9 protein-coding genes are annotated in these 16,153 nt (G+C 58.5%); 3 read left to right on the top strand and 6 right to left on the bottom strand.

Going from position 1 to position 16,153, the window contains the following annotated elements; all coding sequences use genetic code 11:
* Nucleotides 1-39: 39 nt before the first annotated feature.
* Entirely contained in the window at nucleotides 40-1,494 is a 1,455-nt protein-coding gene (locus tag VGM18_20060; protein HEY3975308.1) for a glutamate synthase subunit beta, read from the bottom strand.
* On the bottom strand, nucleotides 1,487-6,169 hold the full coding sequence (gene gltB / locus VGM18_20055) for a glutamate synthase large subunit (GenBank protein HEY3975307.1): 4,683 nt from the start codon (nucleotides 6,167-6,169) through the stop codon (nucleotides 1,487-1,489). Before gltB ends, VGM18_20060 begins: the two co-directional genes overlap by 8 nt.
* A 300-nt stretch (nucleotides 6,170-6,469) precedes the next feature.
* Between gltB and VGM18_20050 the strand changes: the two genes are divergently transcribed.
* Nucleotides 6,470-7,372: a LysR family transcriptional regulator gene (locus VGM18_20050; GenBank protein HEY3975306.1), complete on the top strand. Its 903-nt coding sequence runs from the start codon at nucleotides 6,470-6,472 to the stop codon at nucleotides 7,370-7,372.
* Between the two features lie 133 nt (nucleotides 7,373-7,505).
* Here VGM18_20050 and VGM18_20045 read toward each other — a convergent pair whose 3' ends face one another.
* From VGM18_20045 to VGM18_20030, 4 genes are read right to left on the bottom strand one after another with little or no spacing between them, the layout of a single operon-like run.
* Nucleotides 7,506-8,261: a phosphoadenylyl-sulfate reductase gene (locus VGM18_20045; protein ID HEY3975305.1), complete on the bottom strand. Its 756-nt coding sequence runs from the start codon at nucleotides 8,259-8,261 to the stop codon at nucleotides 7,506-7,508.
* On the bottom strand, nucleotides 8,258-9,094 hold the full coding sequence (cobA, locus tag VGM18_20040; GenBank protein HEY3975304.1) for a uroporphyrinogen-III C-methyltransferase: 837 nt from the start codon (nucleotides 9,092-9,094) through the stop codon (nucleotides 8,258-8,260). Before cobA ends, VGM18_20045 begins: the two co-directional genes overlap by 4 nt.
* On the bottom strand, nucleotides 9,091-9,711 hold the full coding sequence (locus VGM18_20035; GenBank protein HEY3975303.1) for a bifunctional precorrin-2 dehydrogenase/sirohydrochlorin ferrochelatase: 621 nt from the start codon (nucleotides 9,709-9,711) through the stop codon (nucleotides 9,091-9,093). Before VGM18_20035 ends, cobA begins: the two co-directional genes overlap by 4 nt.
* A complete protein-coding gene (locus VGM18_20030) occupies nucleotides 9,704-11,422 on the bottom strand; it encodes a nitrite/sulfite reductase (protein HEY3975302.1) in 1,719 nt (572 codons plus the stop codon). The genes VGM18_20035 and VGM18_20030 overlap by 8 nt, the downstream gene beginning before the upstream one ends.
* A gap of 415 nt (nucleotides 11,423-11,837) precedes the next feature.
* Between VGM18_20030 and VGM18_20025 the strand changes: the two genes are divergently transcribed.
* Together VGM18_20025 and VGM18_20020 are read left to right on the top strand one after the other, a co-directional pair.
* On the top strand, nucleotides 11,838-15,140 hold the full coding sequence (locus VGM18_20025; GenBank protein HEY3975301.1) for an alpha-mannosidase: 3,303 nt from the start codon (nucleotides 11,838-11,840) through the stop codon (nucleotides 15,138-15,140).
* Entirely contained in the window at nucleotides 15,137-16,144 is a 1,008-nt protein-coding gene (locus VGM18_20020) for an ROK family protein (GenBank protein HEY3975300.1), read from the top strand. Before VGM18_20025 ends, VGM18_20020 begins: the two co-directional genes overlap by 4 nt.
* The last annotated feature ends 9 nt before the right edge of the window (nucleotides 16,145-16,153 follow it).

Below are 16,153 nucleotides of genomic sequence, written 5' to 3'. Positions count from 1 at the left end.
AAGCTTGAACCGCAAAGAACGCTAAGAAAGACAAAATCATCAGGCGATTTGTTGCGCGGCGGAAGCTGGCGTGACCGGGCGGATGGATTGCGCTTTCAAGTACGCATCTACTGAGGCAGCGGCTTTGCGGCCTTCAGAAATCGCCCACACTACCAGCGACTGTCCGCGGCGCATGTCGCCGGCGGCGAAGACTCCGGGAATTGACGACATATAGTTCGGGTCGGTCGCCACGTTGCCGCGGTTGTCGAGTTGAACTCCCAGTTGCTCGATCATGCCACGGCGCTCGGGGCCGAGGAAGCCCATGGCGATCAGGACGAGATCCGCGTCCATGCTGAACTCGGTGCCGGGGATGGAGTCGAACTTCGGAGGAGTGCCGACCCTAACGGCGTGAAGTTGTTTAACGTGGCCGGCCGCGTCGCCGATGAATTCTGTGGTCGCAATGCTCCAGTCGCGCACGCCGCCTTCTTCATGAGCGCCCTCAACGCGAAGTTGCATGGGCCAAAGCGGCCAGGGCGTTAGCGGCGAGCGTTCGTCGGGCGGCTTGGGCATGATCTCGAACTGATGCACTGAAGCCGGCTTCTGGCGATGCACCGTGCCCAGGCAATCGGCGCCAGTGTCGCCGCCGCCGATGATGACGATGCGTTTTCCGGTGGCGAGAATTTCGGTCGCGGGATCGAGCGTGTCGCCGAGGCAGCGTTTGTTCTGCTGCGCGAGAAATTCCATCGCGTAGTGAATTCCCTTCAACTCCCGTCCGGGAATTTTCAGGTCACGAGGACGCTCGGAGCCGCCGGCGAGAACTATGGCGTCGAAGTCGCGGCGAAGATCTTCGACAGGAATTTTCGTTCCTACTTCCGCATTGGTTACGAACTTCACGCCTTCGGCGGACATCTGTTCGAGGCGGCGATCGATGATGTGTTTTTCGAGTTTGAACTCGGGGATGCCGTAGCGGAGGAGTCCGCCGAGGCGGTCGGCTTTTTCGTAGACCGTTACAGCGTGGCCGGCGCGGCACAACTGTTGAGCAGCAGCGAGTCCGGCTGGACCTGAGCCGACGACAGCGATTTTTTTTGCGGTGCGAACTTTCGGAGGCTCGGGACGAATCCAACCTTCGAGAAATCCGCGCTCGACGATATTTTTTTCGTTTTGCTTAATGGTGACCGGAGACTGGTTGATACCCAGCACGCACGAGGCTTCGCAGGGCGCGGGACAGATGCGTCCTGTGAACTCGGGAAAATTATTCGTGGCGTGCAGTTGGCGAAGCGCGTCCTTCCAGCGTCCGCGATAAACCAGATCGTTCCAGTCAGGAATGAGATTGCTGACGGGGCATCCGGTTTGGCAGAAGGGCACGCCGCAGTCCATGCAGCGGGCACTCTGCTCGCGCAGCTTGGCTTCGGGAAAATCCTGGTAGATCTCGAACCAGTCATTCACGCGTTCGGTTACGGGGCGGCGCGGGGCAAGCTCGCGCGAGTAATCCATGAAGCCGGTGGTCTTACCCATGCAACACCTGACCATGCTGCACCTGCTCGGCTTGAAGCTGCTCGGCTTGAAGTTGCTCGGCTTGAAGTTGCTCGGCTTCAGCCAGGAGGGAAACAGGCTGGCTCGGAATGTAGGCTTGTTCGCTCCGGCTGATGCCCAGCACGCGCTTGAATTCGTGCGGGAAGACTTTGATGAAGCGCGAGCTCATCTCGTTCCAGTTCGCGAGAATCGACTGCGCGCGGCGGCTGCCGGTCAGTTCGCGATGCCTCGTGATCATGTCGCGGACAATCTGAACGTCCTGCCCATCGAGCAGAGGCTCGAGATCAACCGAATCGAGGTTGCAGCGCTTCTCGGTGAAGTCTCCACGCTCGTCGAATACGTAGGCGACGCCCCCGCTCATGCCGGCGGCGAAATTTCTGCCACAGGATCCGAGCACCAGCACCAGACCGTTTGTCATGTATTCGCAGCCGTGGTCGCCGACGCCTTCGACAACGGCAGTCGCGCCAGAGTTGCGCACCGCAAAGCGTTCACCCGCGACTCCATTGAAGAAGGCTTCGCCACTCGTCGCGCCGTAGAGCGCCACATTGCCGATGAGAATATTTTCTTCCGCGGCGAAACCGGAGCCGCGCGGGGGATAAACAACAATGCGGCCGCCGGAGAGTCCCTTGCCGACATAATCGTTGGCTTCGCCTTCGAGCGTGAGCGTGACGCCTTTCGCCAGGAACGCGCCCAGACTCTGCCCAGCCGAGCCGGAAAGTTGAACGCACACGGTGTCGTCGGGGAGTCCGGCAGAACCGTGGCGGCGGGCGATTTCGCCGCTCAACATGCTGCCGACGGAGCGGTGGATGTTGCGCACCGGAAAATTCACTTTGATCGGCGTTAAACTTTCAAGAGCATCTTGGACCTGCCCGAGAATTTTGTGATCGAGGGCCTGCTCCAGGCCATGATCCTGCGAGTGGATGCGACGCCGTGCGACGCGCGACGGCACGGGCGGGTTGTAGAAGATTGCCGAGAAGTCGAGGCCTTTCGCCTTCCAGTGATCTTTCCAGAAGTTCAGCGCGGAATTCACATCGAGCATATCGACACGGCCGACCATCTCGTCGACGGTGCGGAAGCCGAGATCCGCCATGTATTGCCGAAGTTGTTGGGCGATGAAAAAGAAAAAATTGATGACGTGCTCGGGCTGTCCCTTGAATTGCTGGCGGAGCACCGGGTCTTGCGTGGCGATGCCGACCGAGCAAGTGTTGAGATGGCATTTGCGCATCATGATGCAGCCCATCGCGATTAGAGGCGTGGTCGCGAAGCCGAACTCTTCTGCCCCCAGTAACGCGGCAATGGCGACATCGCGGCCAGTTTGCAACTTACCGTCGGTTTGCACGCGGATGCGGCTGCGCAGATCGTTCAAGAGAAGGACTTGCTGGGTTTCGGCGAGACCAAGTTCCCACGGAACGCCGGCGTGCTTGATGGAACTCAAGGGCGACGCGCCAGTGCCGCCGCTGTCTCCGCTGATGAGCACGACATCTGCGTGCGCTTTGGCCACGCCCGCCGCGACGGTGCCGACGCCCACTTCGGCGACCAGCTTCACGGCGATGCGTGCCTGCGGATTTACATTCTTCAGGTCGTAGATGAGCTGCGCGAGATCTTCGATGGAGTAGATATCGTGATGCGGTGGCGGCGAGATCAGCCCCACGCCAGGAATCGAGTGCCGCAGGCGCGCGATTACGTCGTCGACTTTGTGGCCGGGCAGCTGGCCGCCCTCGCCGGGTTTCGCGCCTTGCGCCATCTTGATCTGCAACTCGTCGGCGTTCACGAGATAGTTTGCCGTCACACCGAAGCGCGCAGATGCGACCTGCTTCACCGCGCTTCGCCGTAAATCGCCGCTGGCGTCGGGCCTGAAGCGCTCTTCGTCTTCTCCCCCTTCGCCGGTGTTCGACTTGCCGCCGATGCGGTTCATGGCGATGGCCAGAGTCTCGTGCGCTTCCTTGCCGATCGAACCGAACGACATGGCGCCGGTGGTAAAGCGTTTCACGATTTCTTTGGCGGGCTCGACTTCCTCGATCGGAAGCGGCGTGTCGCTCTTCTTCAACTTCATCAGGCCGCGCAAGGTGCACAGGTTGGCGCTCTGATTGTCGATGAGGTCGGTGTATTCCTGGAATGTCTTAAAGCTATCCTCGCGCACGGCGTGCTGCAGCTTGCCGATGGTCTGCGGATTGAGAAGATGATATTCGCCGTTCACGCGTTGGTGATAGGCGCCGCCAACTGCAAGTTCGGTTTCGAATTCGGTCAGCGGGCGGAAAGCGTATTCATGTTTCAGTTGGGCTTCGGCGGCCAGAACCGAGAGACCGATGCCCTCGAGTCGTGAGATGGTCCCGGCGAAATACGCATCGATCAACTCTTTGTTCAGCCCGATCGCTTCAAAGACTTGCGCTCCCTGATAACTTTGCAACGTTGAGATGCCCATCTTCGAAAAAGTCTTCAGCAGGCCCTTTTTGATGGCTTTCATGAAATGCTTGACGGCGAGTTCGGGAGTCACATCGCCCAATTCGCCGCGCCAGGCCAGATTCTCCACGCTCTCAAGCGCCAGGTACGGATTGATGGCGCTCGCGCCGTAGCCGCTCAGCAAGGCAAAATGCATGACTTCGCGCGGCTCGCCGGATTCGGTGATCAGCGCAACCTGGGTTCTGGTTTCCTCCCTCACCAGCAGGTTGTGCACTGCGGCCAATGCGAGCAGACACGGAATGGGAGCGTAATCTTTGTCGACGCCGCGATCGGAAAGAATGAGCAGCGAGTATCCTGCCTTTACCGCGAACGAGGCGCGCTGGCATAGATCGTCGAGAGCGCGCTTGAGGCCAGATTCACCGTCGGCGGCGCGAAATAGAGCAGGCAGCGTGGTCGCGAGCAGGTCGCGATTCGAAACGCGGCGAAGTTTTTCCAGTTCGCGATTCGAGAGCAGCGGATGCTCCAGCTTCAGCATGTGGCAATTCTCTGGCGCTTCTTCGAGAATGTTGCGCTCGCTGCCGATGTAGCTGATGAGTGACATCACCATCTCTTCGCGGATGGGATCGATTGGAGGATTCGTCACCTGCGCGAATAGCTGCTTGAAATAGTTAAATAGCGACTGCGGCTTGTCAGAAAGACAGGCCAGTGGCGTATCGGTTCCCATCGAGCCGATCGGTTCTTCACCCTTCGAGGCCATGGGCGCGAGGAGCATCCGCAAATCTTCATCGCTATAACCGAAGGCGCGCTGGCGGCGGAGCAGCGTCTCTGCGTCGGGATGGTGCATGCGCGTGGGGTCGGGCAACTGATCGATGGTGATCTGATTGTCTTTCACCCACTCGGCGTAGGGTCGACGCGCAGCGAGTTTCTGCTTGATTTCTTTGTCAGAAACGATGCGGCCTTCGACGGTGTCGACCAGGAACATTTTTCCAGGCTGGAGGCGGCCTTTGCTCTTCACCTGTTCCGGCGCGATGTCGAGAACTCCGGCTTCCGAGGCCATGACCACCAGATCGTCGTGGGTGACAACGTATCGACCTGGACGCAGGCCGTTGCGGTCGAGCGTGGCGCCGATGACGCGGCCATCGGTAAATGCCATGGCAGCAGGGCCGTCCCAGGGCTCCATCAGGCACGCGTGATATTCGTAGAAAGCGCGCTTCTCCGGCTTCATGTGCGGATTGCCCGACCAGGCTTCTGGAATCAGCATGGCCATCACATGCGGCAGGCTGCGTCCGGCCTGGAGAAGCAATTCGACTGCATTGTCGAAGTTGGCGGAGTCGCTGCCGTCGGGAGCGATGATTGGGTAAAGCTTTTTCAAATCGTCGCCAAAGAGCGGAGATTGCAACAGCGACTGGCGAGCCTGCATCCAGTTGACGTTGCCACGAAGCGTGTTGATCTCACCGTTGTGCGCGACATAGCGGTAAGGATGCGCGCGATCCCAACTGGGAAACGTATTGGTCGAGAAGCGCTGGTGGACCAGACACAACGCGCTGACTGCATCGGGATCGGAAAGTTCGCGATAGAAGTTGGTGATTTGCGAAGCCAGCAGCAATCCCTTGTAAACGATGGTGCGGCAGGAGAGCGACGGGATATAAAACATTTCCGCGTCTCCAATGCCGGATTCGCGGATTTCATTTTCGGCACGCTTGCGCACGACGTAGAGCTTGCGTTCGAAGGCCTCTTCGTCGGCGCAAACGGCGGCAGGGCATTTAACGAAAATCTGCTGGATATACGGCTGCGAGGCACGCGCTACGCGACCGATCGCAGAAGCATAGACCGGAGTGTCGCGCCAACCGATGAGCGTCAGGCCCTCTTCGCGAACGATGCGTTCGAGAATTCCTTCGCACTGAAGGCGCTGATGCTTCTCGACGGGCAGGAAGGTCATGCCGACGCCGTAGCTTCCCGCTTTCGGCAGCGTAAAGCCAAGCTTCTCGCATTCGCGCGCGAAGAACTTGTGTGGAATCTGAATCAGGACGCCGGCGCCATCTCCGGTTTCAGGATCGCAGCCGCATGCGCCGCGATGCGCGAGGTTGAGCAGAACCTGGATTCCCTTGCGAACGATCTCGTGGCTTTTCTGACCGCTTATGCTGGCGACAAATCCGATGCCGCAGGCGTCGTGCTCGTGCGCGGGGTTGTAGAGGCCCTGGGCGGCAGGCCGGCGGGGCTTGCTCACGCCAAGCTTCGAGTTGAGACGCGTCGTCATCGAGTCTACGGGGACTCCGTTTGTCGAGCTGAATTTCGTGGCAAATCACTTGTACTTGCGTTCTTTGTTCTTTGCTCTTTGTTTTTGGCGTGGCTTGCAAGCGCGAGGCGGGGTCACACACCTCTGCTCAGGAACAGCCGTTCGTATTTTGGTGCCTGCGGGTAGGCAAAGTACAATACAGAATTTCGATACAAGCCATGCAAAATTCAGAGCGGCTGCCCGCTGAGTGTTTCCCAGTTATTAACCTTGGAATTGCGACTGCTCCGCTATAATTCCGGTCAACTATTTCGCTCAAACACAATGGACTTCGATCAACTCATTACGTTCCTGGAAGTGGCCCGGCAAGGCAGCTTTTCCCGCGCTGGAGAGAAGGTTTTCCGCTCCCAGTCAGCGGTTAGCGCGCAAATCCGGCAACTGGAGCAGGAATATGGCGACCGCCTGCTCGACCGCTCGGGCAAGACGGTGAAGCTCACGCCGGCGGGGCAGGTGTTTTTTGAATACGCCGAGCGACTGAAGAGCCTGCGCGATGAGTCGTTGACGGCGGTTGCGGACCATAGCGGCACGCCGCGCGGCACCTTGCGTGTGGGGGCGAACGAAGCAACTTGTTTATACGTTCTGCCGGAAGTGTTCGGAGAATATTGCCGGCGCTATCCTCCAGTGCAGATCAGCATCTACCGCAATTTCACTTACAAGATCGTGGAGAAACTGGAAAACGGGCAGGTGGAAGTGGGGATTTTGACGCTGCCGATCCAGTCGCCGAGCCTGAAGATTCAGCCTATTTTCCGCGACAAGCTGATGCTGATGGTGAGTCCCAAGAATCCGCTGGCTAGGTTCAAGGTGGTACCGGTGAGCGAGATCGTCAAGCATCCACTGCTGTTTCCGAAGACCGGGCACACGCGCAGGCTGCTCGATAAACTGTTCCGCCCCCATTCCGCCGACCTTCAGGTTCGGATGGAGTTGCCCAGCATTGGGATGATCAAGAGCTTTGTGGCGGCGGATTTGGGCGTGTCGCTGATCAGCGCGTCATTCGCGCGCGATGAGGTCGACTCCGGGCGGGTCAAACTGATCGAGATTGAAGACGCGGTGCTGTACCGTGAGCTTGGGCTCGCCTATCGCCGCGACCGCACCCTTTCCGTGGCGTCGACGGCGTTTGTCGCGCTGCTGCGGCAGTTCGCCACGCAGATGAAGAAGGCGGAAGATTAGGTCGGAAGATTAAAGGTTAACGATTGGTTACAGGCAATCGGAATTTTTAATTTCCCTGCGCGAGGCGCCGCGAGTAGCCTTTAGAAGAATCGTCGTTCCTCTAGCCGCTAAGGACGCAAAGTCGATCTAGTTCTCAATTCCCCACCTTGGCGATTTTCGCCGCTTCAGATGCTGGAGGTAGCGGCTCGATGAGGTGCAGGCCGCATTCGGTTTTGGCGAATCCGGGCCAGCGGCCGGCGCGGGGATCTTCTCCTGGGCGAACCGCGCGAGTGCAATGCGTGCAGCCGATGCTGGGGTAGTCCTGATTGTGAAGCGTGTTGTAGGGAACATCATGATCGTGGATGTAGCGCCACACTTGCTTGGATGTCCAATCGACCAGGGGATTGATCTTCACCAGGCCGAACTTGGCGTCCCGTTCCACTCGGCGTGCGGCGGAGCGGACTGAGGTTTGGTCGCGGCGAATGCTGGTAATCCAGGCGCTCAACTCTCCGAGTTTGCGGCGCAGCGGCTCTACTTTGCGCAAGCCGCAGCACAGGTCCGGATCACGCTTCCAGAGCGCTTCGCCGTGCGTGCGCTCCTGCTCTTCGGGTGAAAGCTCGGAATACACTTTCTCGACCGCGATGCCGTATTTTTCTTCGATCCGATCGATCAGGTTGTAGGTTTCGGGGAAGAGAAATTCGGTGTCGATGGTGAACAGGCGAAACTCTTTGCGGACGCGCGAGGCCATATCGATCAGGACCATTCCCTCGGCGCCAAATGCCGAAGAAATGGCAACGTTGTTCCCGAAAGTCTCGAATGCCCAGGCTAACGCGCGCTGCGGAGTCCAGCTTTCCGCTGCATGCTGCACATCTCCGATCTGCTTTTGAATATCGCCCTCGATGGTCTTCACGCCCCTGGCTCCTCATTTGTTCTGAATCCCGCTGACGAAACTTCGGTGAAAACCGCGGCGGGCAGCGGATTGCTTTCACCCGCGGAAATAGCCGATATAGCGAATCGCGGGCCCATGACTTCTGGATCGGCCCAGCGCACGACTTCTCCAACTACCAGCAACGTTGGAGCGGCGAGCTTCGGCGGCCGGTGCAACTCGGCGATCGTGGAACGGTGCGCGCGCTGCTGTGGCGTGGTCGCGCGCGAAATAATCACACATGGGGTTTCCGGCGCCAAACCGGATGCTTTCAGCCTCGCGGCGATCTCGGCGTAATTCTGTCCGGGCATGTAAATGACGAGCGTTGCGCCACTGCTCGCTAACTTGTCCCAGTTTGCGGCTTCACTTCCCGGCGCTTGATGTGCCGTAAGAAACACCAGCGCGGAAGATGCGCGTCGATGAGTCAACGGAATCTCCGCCACGGCCGCCGCACCCATGGCGGAGCTAACTCCGGGTACAACTTCGAACGCAATGTTGGCTCTTCGGAGCGCTTCCATTTCTTCTCCCGCTCGGCCGAAGATCAACGGATCTCCGCTTTTTAACCGCACTACGCGCAGACCCGAATCCGCGAGCGCGATCATCAGAAAGTTAATTTCCTCTTGCTGAATTTTCTTCTTCCCGCAGCGCTTGCCGACGTTACGCTTTTGCGCCCTTGCCGGGATGAGTTTCAAGACTTCCGGCGCGACCAAATCATCGTGCAACACGGCATCGGCTGTTTGCAGCACACGCAGCGCCTTTACTGTGAGTAACTCCGGATCGCCTGGCCCGGCGCCAACGAGATAGACTTTTCCTTTCATGCGCCCTCCCCCTTGGCAGCGAGTTCCGGGGTCTCGGCCAGCGCCGCTTCCAGCGCTTCCCTGCTGGCCAGCGAATGTAAAAGATGGAGCTTGCGTCCTTTGTCGAGATCGCTGGCCAGGATGAGCTTTCGAGTTTCACCAAGGTCCGCTACCCACGCGGCATATCCGGGGCCAAATTGTTTTTCAAGCTGCTGGCGAATCTTCTGCGCCAGCGAAGGACTTTGCCCTGCGGTTGAAACTGCGATCTGCAAATCGCCACGGCGCACGACCGCGGGATAGAAGAAGTCGCAGAGATCGGGAACGTCGACCACGTTGCAAAGCACGCCGCGCCGCTGCGCTTCGCGATATACGAACTCGTTCAAGCTGCGCGCATTCGTGGCCACGATGGCCATAAAGACGCCCGACAAGTCGTCGGTCGAAAAGGCGCGCAATTCGAGATCGAGCAATCCCGCGCGCGCCCATTCGCGGACCGCAGGAGTAGCATCGAGAGCGACCACGCGGATGCGCGCTCCGGTGTCGAGCAAGCCGCCGATCTTGGGTTCGCCAACTTTTCCGGCGCCCACGACAAGGCATTGCCTGCCCTCCAGCTTCAGAAACATGGGGAACAAGTTAATCACCGATTCCTCCGGCAGACTGCGCCAAGCCGCGAGTTGGCTCTGGCAAGTCGCGGGCCACTGCGGCCACAACCTCGCCCGCAAGAAACTCACGCAGTTGCGCATCGGTGTGTCGAACAAAAAAGCGGCGTAGATTTTCTCCCGGTTCGCGCTGCGCCAGGTATCGGCCCAACAGTCGTTCGAGCGCGTCGGGAACTTCAGTCGCCGGGCAACGATATCCGACGGGCCGCGCGGTCGCCTGATGGAATCCGAGCGCGCCGCCTACGCAGAAGTAATAGGCATCGACCATGTCGCCATTAACTTTGATCTTCTTGCCTTCAATGCCGATGTCGGCGATCCAATGCTGTCCGCAACTGTTGGGACATCCCGTCACGTGCAGCTTCAGGTGCTGATCGAAACCGGGAAGCCGCTCTTCCATTTCTTCCACTAGCCAGCGGGAAAACTGCTTGGTTTCCGTGATGGCAAGTTTGCAAAACTCTGTGCCGCTGCACGCCACTGTTCCCCGCCAGAATGGGGAGCCACCGACCTTCAATCCAATCTCATCGAATTCTTTGGCCAGTTCGTCGGCGTTGATGATGGGCACGTTTACGACCAGCAGGTTCTGCATGTTGGTGGCCCGCAATTCGCCATCGGCATAGCGCTCGGCAAGGTCGGCTGCGGCCTGCATCTGATCGGCGGTGATGCGTCCGCGCAAGGCCACGGCTCCCACATACGCTAGACCGGACTGCTTCTGCGCATGAATTCCGACATGGTCGCGATACACATCATCGGGCGGATGCTCTTCAACGGCGGGATCAAGTTGGAATCCGATGCGCTGGTGCAGTTCGTCGAGGAAGCGGTCGGCGGTCCAGCCATGGCGCAGGAAGAGAAATTTCAAGCGTGCGCGTTCGCGGTGCTCGCGCAACACGTCGGAATCGCGGAACAATTCTGCGATGCCCTTGACGACCGGCAGCACCTGGTTCCAGCGCACGAATGCATTCAGCCGCGCGCCGAGATACGGTTCCGTCGAAAGTCCGCCAGCGACGCGGAGAGAGAATCCAATCTCTGGCTTTCCGCCAACCGTGCGTGTGATCGCGGTCAGTCCGATGTCGTTGATCTCCGGATACGGGCACCACACGCGGCAGCCCGTGATCGAAATCTTGAACTTGCGGGGCAGATTGTAGAAATCGGCATTGCCCGCCAGAAGGTGCGATGTCTCCAGGACCAGAGGCGATGCGTCGACGAGTTCGTCGGCGTCTACGCCGGCGACGGGGCAGCCGGTGACGTTGCGGACCACATCGCCGCAAGCGCCGGTGGTGTTGAGTCCAACCTGCGCGAGGCCGTCGAGCACCTCCGGCAGCGATTCGATCGTGACCCAGTGCAGTTGAATGTTCTGGCGTACGGTCAGGTCGGCGATGCCGTTGGCATGGCGGCGGGTGAGATTGGCGATGGCGCGCAGTTGGCGGGAAGTCATGATGCCGTTGGGAATCCGGATGCGCACCATGAAGCGTTGCAGCGCCTTACCCACGCCGCCCTGGCCGCCGGTTACTCCAGCGCCATCGCCCTGGGTGTAGACTCCCCACCAGCGGAAATAGGTTCCGATCCATTCCGGAGGGATGGAATCGAATCCGTCGCGCGCGAAGCGGCGGATTTCTTCCAATCCGTCCCATGGGTTGGCGGCGCGCTTCAGGCGCTCAACTCGCTGGGCTGTGGTTTCCTTCGCAGTTTGTGTCATAAGAGTTGTGTCCAAGAGTTCAAAGCAAAATAAAAAACCCACCGCCAGGTTTTTTGGCGATGGGTGTATGAGTGCTTGAGTTAAGAAAAACTTCTTAGGTCAGCAGCCCTCCCGCGCCAGCGCACACGCATGCACAACAACAACAGCTACACATGCACATGGCGCGAAGATTTGGGGACGCTGACATATATCTCTGACCTTGCAGCTTGAATTCTAGTTTGAACGGCTCACGCTGGTCAACAATCTTACGTAACAACTTCGATTCATAATTCCGATAGAAAGAATCATAAATTTTCGCGCGCGCCGCACGAGCGCCTCAACTTGGCTGTAGAATCAGCGACTTAGCATTTATAACAACTGCTGAGTGATAATCTTCGCTTCGCAGCAGTTGCGAACTCCAATGAAAGGCATTTCGATGAAGCGTTCCTTCGCCTTCCTCTTTTTCTTTGCGGTTGCGATCTTGTTCCAGACAGTTTTTGCCCTCTCGCAGACGGCCTCGGCCGATCCCTATAAGGCGACTCTCGACCGGTTAGGAGCGCTCACGCGCCAGGGTGAAATCGAATGGCGCTATCACGGCGACGTTCCCCATCCGGAGGACCCGGGCCTGGATGATTTCGCCTGGAGCAAGTTCACGGTGAAGAATGTTTCGGGGCCGGGAGGACAACATCCGAATGAAGAGCATTGGGCCGGAAGCCGCGTCTTCCGCCGCTGGATTCAAATTCCCGACAAGATCAATGGCTACTCCACAAAGGGGTCGCGGGTGTCGATCGATTTGCGTTTTGGCAGTCCGCAGGGTTTGAAGATTACCGTCTTTTCGAATGGCGCGATTCTTTATCGTGGCAGTGACGACGATATTCTGCCCATGCTGCTGACCGAGGATGCACAGCCGGGCCAGAAATTTCTTGTCGCGGCGCGCGTGGTAGCGGACGATAACGCGCAATCGGAATTCGTTCATAGCGAATTGACCATCGAACCGCCATATACCCGGCCAGATCCCGCATTCTTGCGCAGTGAAATTCTTTCGGCTCGTCCCATCATTGCAGCTTACGAGGAAGGCAAGGCCGAACGTGAACGGGAGCTTGACGCAGCGCTGAAGGCCGTTAATTTCTCGCCGCTCGATCGCGGAGACCAAGCCGGCTTCGATGCTTCGCTCAGGGCAGCACAATCTAAACTGCAAGCGCTGAAGCCGTTTCTGCAGCAGTTCAACATTCGCATCGTCGGCAATTCGCACATCGACATGGCATGGCTCTGGCCGTGGACCGAGACGGTCGAAGTTGTGCGCAATACATTTCAGAGCGTGCTCGACCTGATGCGCGAGTACCCAGACTTCAAGTTCACGATGTCATCGGCGCGCGCGTATGAATGGATGCAGGAGAAATATCCCGATCTGTTCCGGCAGATCGAGCAGCGCGTGAAGGAAGGCCGGTGGGAGGTCATCGGCGGCATGTGGGTCGAGCCCGACTTGAATATGCCGGACGGCGAATCGTTGGTGCGTCAGATTCTGGTGGGGAAGGGATATTTTCAGAAGAATTTCGGCGTGGATGTGAAGATCGGATGGAATCCGGATTCGTTCGGTTACAACTGGCAACTGCCGCAGATTTACAAGAAGTCGGGCATGGATTATTTCGTCACTCAGAAATTGTTATGGGCGCACGAATACACGACGTTCCCATACAAGTTCTTCTGGTGGCAAGCGCCGGACGGCAGCCGCCTGCTCACTTATTTTCCGCATGATTACGCCGGCGGAATCGATGCCGAGCCGCTGGCCAAAGATGTCTCGATCTGGATGCCTTCAATTTATGGCAAGAGCATCCCTCGCGACCCCGAGATGATGCACCTGTACGGCGTCGGCGACCATGGCGGCGGCCCCACTCGCATTATGCTCGACAATGCCGACCGGTTGCGCGCTCCAGATGCGGTGTATCCGAAACTTGAGTTCAGCTTCGCGCGCGATTTTTTCAGCGACATGGAGAAGAAACTTCCTAACATGCAGGTTCCCACCTGGGATGGCGAACTTTATTTCGCCTATCACCGCGGAGTGTTCACGACGCAGGCGGAAACCAAGCGCCGAATTCGGCGAGCCGAGGAAAATGTTCTGAACGCTGAGAAATTCGCATCGCTGGCCTCGCTTTTCGGGCGAGCCTATCCGCAGGATGGAATGGAGTTGACGTGGAAGAATCTGCTGTTCGATCACTTCCACGACATTATGCCGGGCTCGGGAATTGCGGTGAATTATCTGGATGCGAAGCGCAACCTGGAAGATGTGGATCGTGCCGCGAACGACGTCACTATGGGATCGCTGCGCGAGATCGCGGCGAACGTCAATACGAATTCTCAAGGCGATGGAGTCCCGGTGCTGATCTTCAATCCGCTGTCGTGGCCGCGGACCGAAGTAGCCGAGATCGAGGTGCAACTACCGGCTCCAATGCGCCAGGTTGAAGTCGTCGATTCCACGGGGAAACCGGCGGAATCGCAACTTTTATCTATCGACGGAGACACGCATCGTGCCCGCCTTTTATTGCTCGCGACCGTGCCGTCGCTGGGCTATCGCACCTATTTTGTGCGCGCGGCGCCGGACGCGCCCGCCGTCCACTCGATGCTGAAGGCTTCCGCCGACTCATTGGAGAACGAATTTCTTCGCGTGAAGATCGATCCGCAAACCGGTTGCATGACCAGCCTGTTCGATAAGCGCAGCGGCACCGAATCCCTTGCCCCCGCAGAAACCGATAGCGGCGGACCCACGACTTCAATCTGCGGCAATCTGTTGCAGACTTTCGTCGACAAGCCGAAGGCGTGGGATGCCTGGAACATCGACGCTGATTTTGAGAAGCAACATTGGGATTTGGATAAGCCGGATGAAGTGAAGCTGACAGAAAGCGGACCGCTGCGGGCTGTGATCCAGGTCAAGAATCATTTTCAGAACTCAACTTTCGTACGCGATATAACTCTCTACGCGGGCGTCGATCGCGTCGATGTGAAAACGACGACTGAATGGCATGAGAAACATATTTTGCTGAAAGTCGCGTTCCCGCTCAGTGCACACAACGACAGAGCGGCATTCGAAATCCCCTTCGGCTCGGTGGAGCGACCGACTACGCGGAATACTCCCGCGGAGATGGCGCAATTTGAGGTTCCAGCGCAGCGCTGGGCCGACATCTCAGACTCCAAACACGGATTCAGCCTGCTCAACGACTGCAAATATGGATACGATGCCAAAGGAAATGTGCTGCGGCTTTCGCTGCTGCGGTCGCCGGAGTGGCCCGATCCACACGCCGATGAAGGCCATCATGAGTTCACGTACTCACTTTTTCCCCACGGCGGCGGCTGGAAAGAGGCGCTTACGATTCGCCGCGGCTACGAACTGAATTACAAGTTACTTTCGCTGCCATTCGCAAAACATGAGGGAACACTTCCCGCCGAGCATTCGTTCGTGCAAGCGCAACCCGATAACGTCATCGTCACCGCCGTGAAAAAAGCAGAGGACGATAACGCGCTGGTTGTGCGCTTCTACGAGTGGGCGGGCAAGGACGGTCAGGTTACAATTCAACTTCCTTCGGCCGCGGAGTCGGCGGAAGAAACCGATCTTATGGAAAGGTCCATTGGCAATTTGTCGATGCACAACGGAGCCGTTAGCGTACTCACCAAGCCGTACGAGATTAAGACGATCAAAGTGCGGTTCGCCGCCTGGCGTCAGATGGCGGCGACGGCACAACAGTGACTGATCGAGCCCAGACTTCCCGCTCGAACATTAGTGGATCGCAGCGCCTCGCGCCAATTCTCGGGGTCGACATCGGCGGTACGAAAGTCGCCGTCGGCCTCGTCGACCATGATGGCAAGATTCTCGCGCAAGCTCGCAAGCCGATGGTCGCCAATAGCACGGCCGAAGCTGGATTCGACGCAGTCCTGGCCGCCATCGATTCGATCTTGTCCGCTGTCCCGGGCGGCATTCACAGTATCGGCATCTGCGCTCCTGGGCCGTTGGATCCCAAGACAGGAGTGGTTCTGAATCCTCCGAATGTTCCCTGCTGGCGCAACTTTCCTTTGGCCGACAGAATCGTGGATCACTACAGCGTGCCCGTGAAAGTCGATAACGACGCCAACGCTGCGGCCCTGGCGGAAACGCGTTGGGGCGCGGCTCGCGGATTTCGCTACGTTTTCTACGCTACGATCGGTACCGGCATCGGGACTGGCTTTGTTCTTGACGGCCACATTTACCACGGCCACACCGGCTCAGCCGGCGAAGGCGGACATGTCAGCATCGACTACCGAGGTCCGGTTTGTAATTGCGGCAAACGCGGGTGCATCGAGATCCTCGCCGCCGGCAAGGCGATTGCATTGCGAGCGCGCGCCAAACTCGCCGCCGAACCGTCCCGACATTCCGCGATCCTCGACCTGGCAAATGGAGACGAGGCCGCTGTCACCGCCGAACTCGTGGGCCGGGCATTTGCTGTGGGCGACCCGCTGGCGCGCGAAGTTCTTCAGCAGACGGTCGAGGTCTTAATCCCGTGGCTCGGGAATATCGTGGATCTGCTCGACCCCGACGTTCTGGTAATGGGCGGGGGCGTGGCGGCGATGCTCAAACCGTTCTTCGACGACATCAGAACTGGGCTTCCCCGCTGGTGCGTGAACCCTCACGCCGCGGAAATTCCTCTGAGAATGGCTCACTACGGAGCCGACGCTGGAATTGCGGGTGGCGCGGCACTTTGTGCGGAAGATCTTTAATAACAATTT

The organism is Candidatus Sulfotelmatobacter sp. (assembly GCA_036500765.1).
Classification (GTDB): domain Bacteria; phylum Acidobacteriota; class Terriglobia; order Terriglobales; family Acidobacteriaceae; genus Sulfotelmatobacter.
Note: the sequence above shows the minus strand (reverse complement) of the source record. Positions and strands in the feature narration are given on the sequence as shown.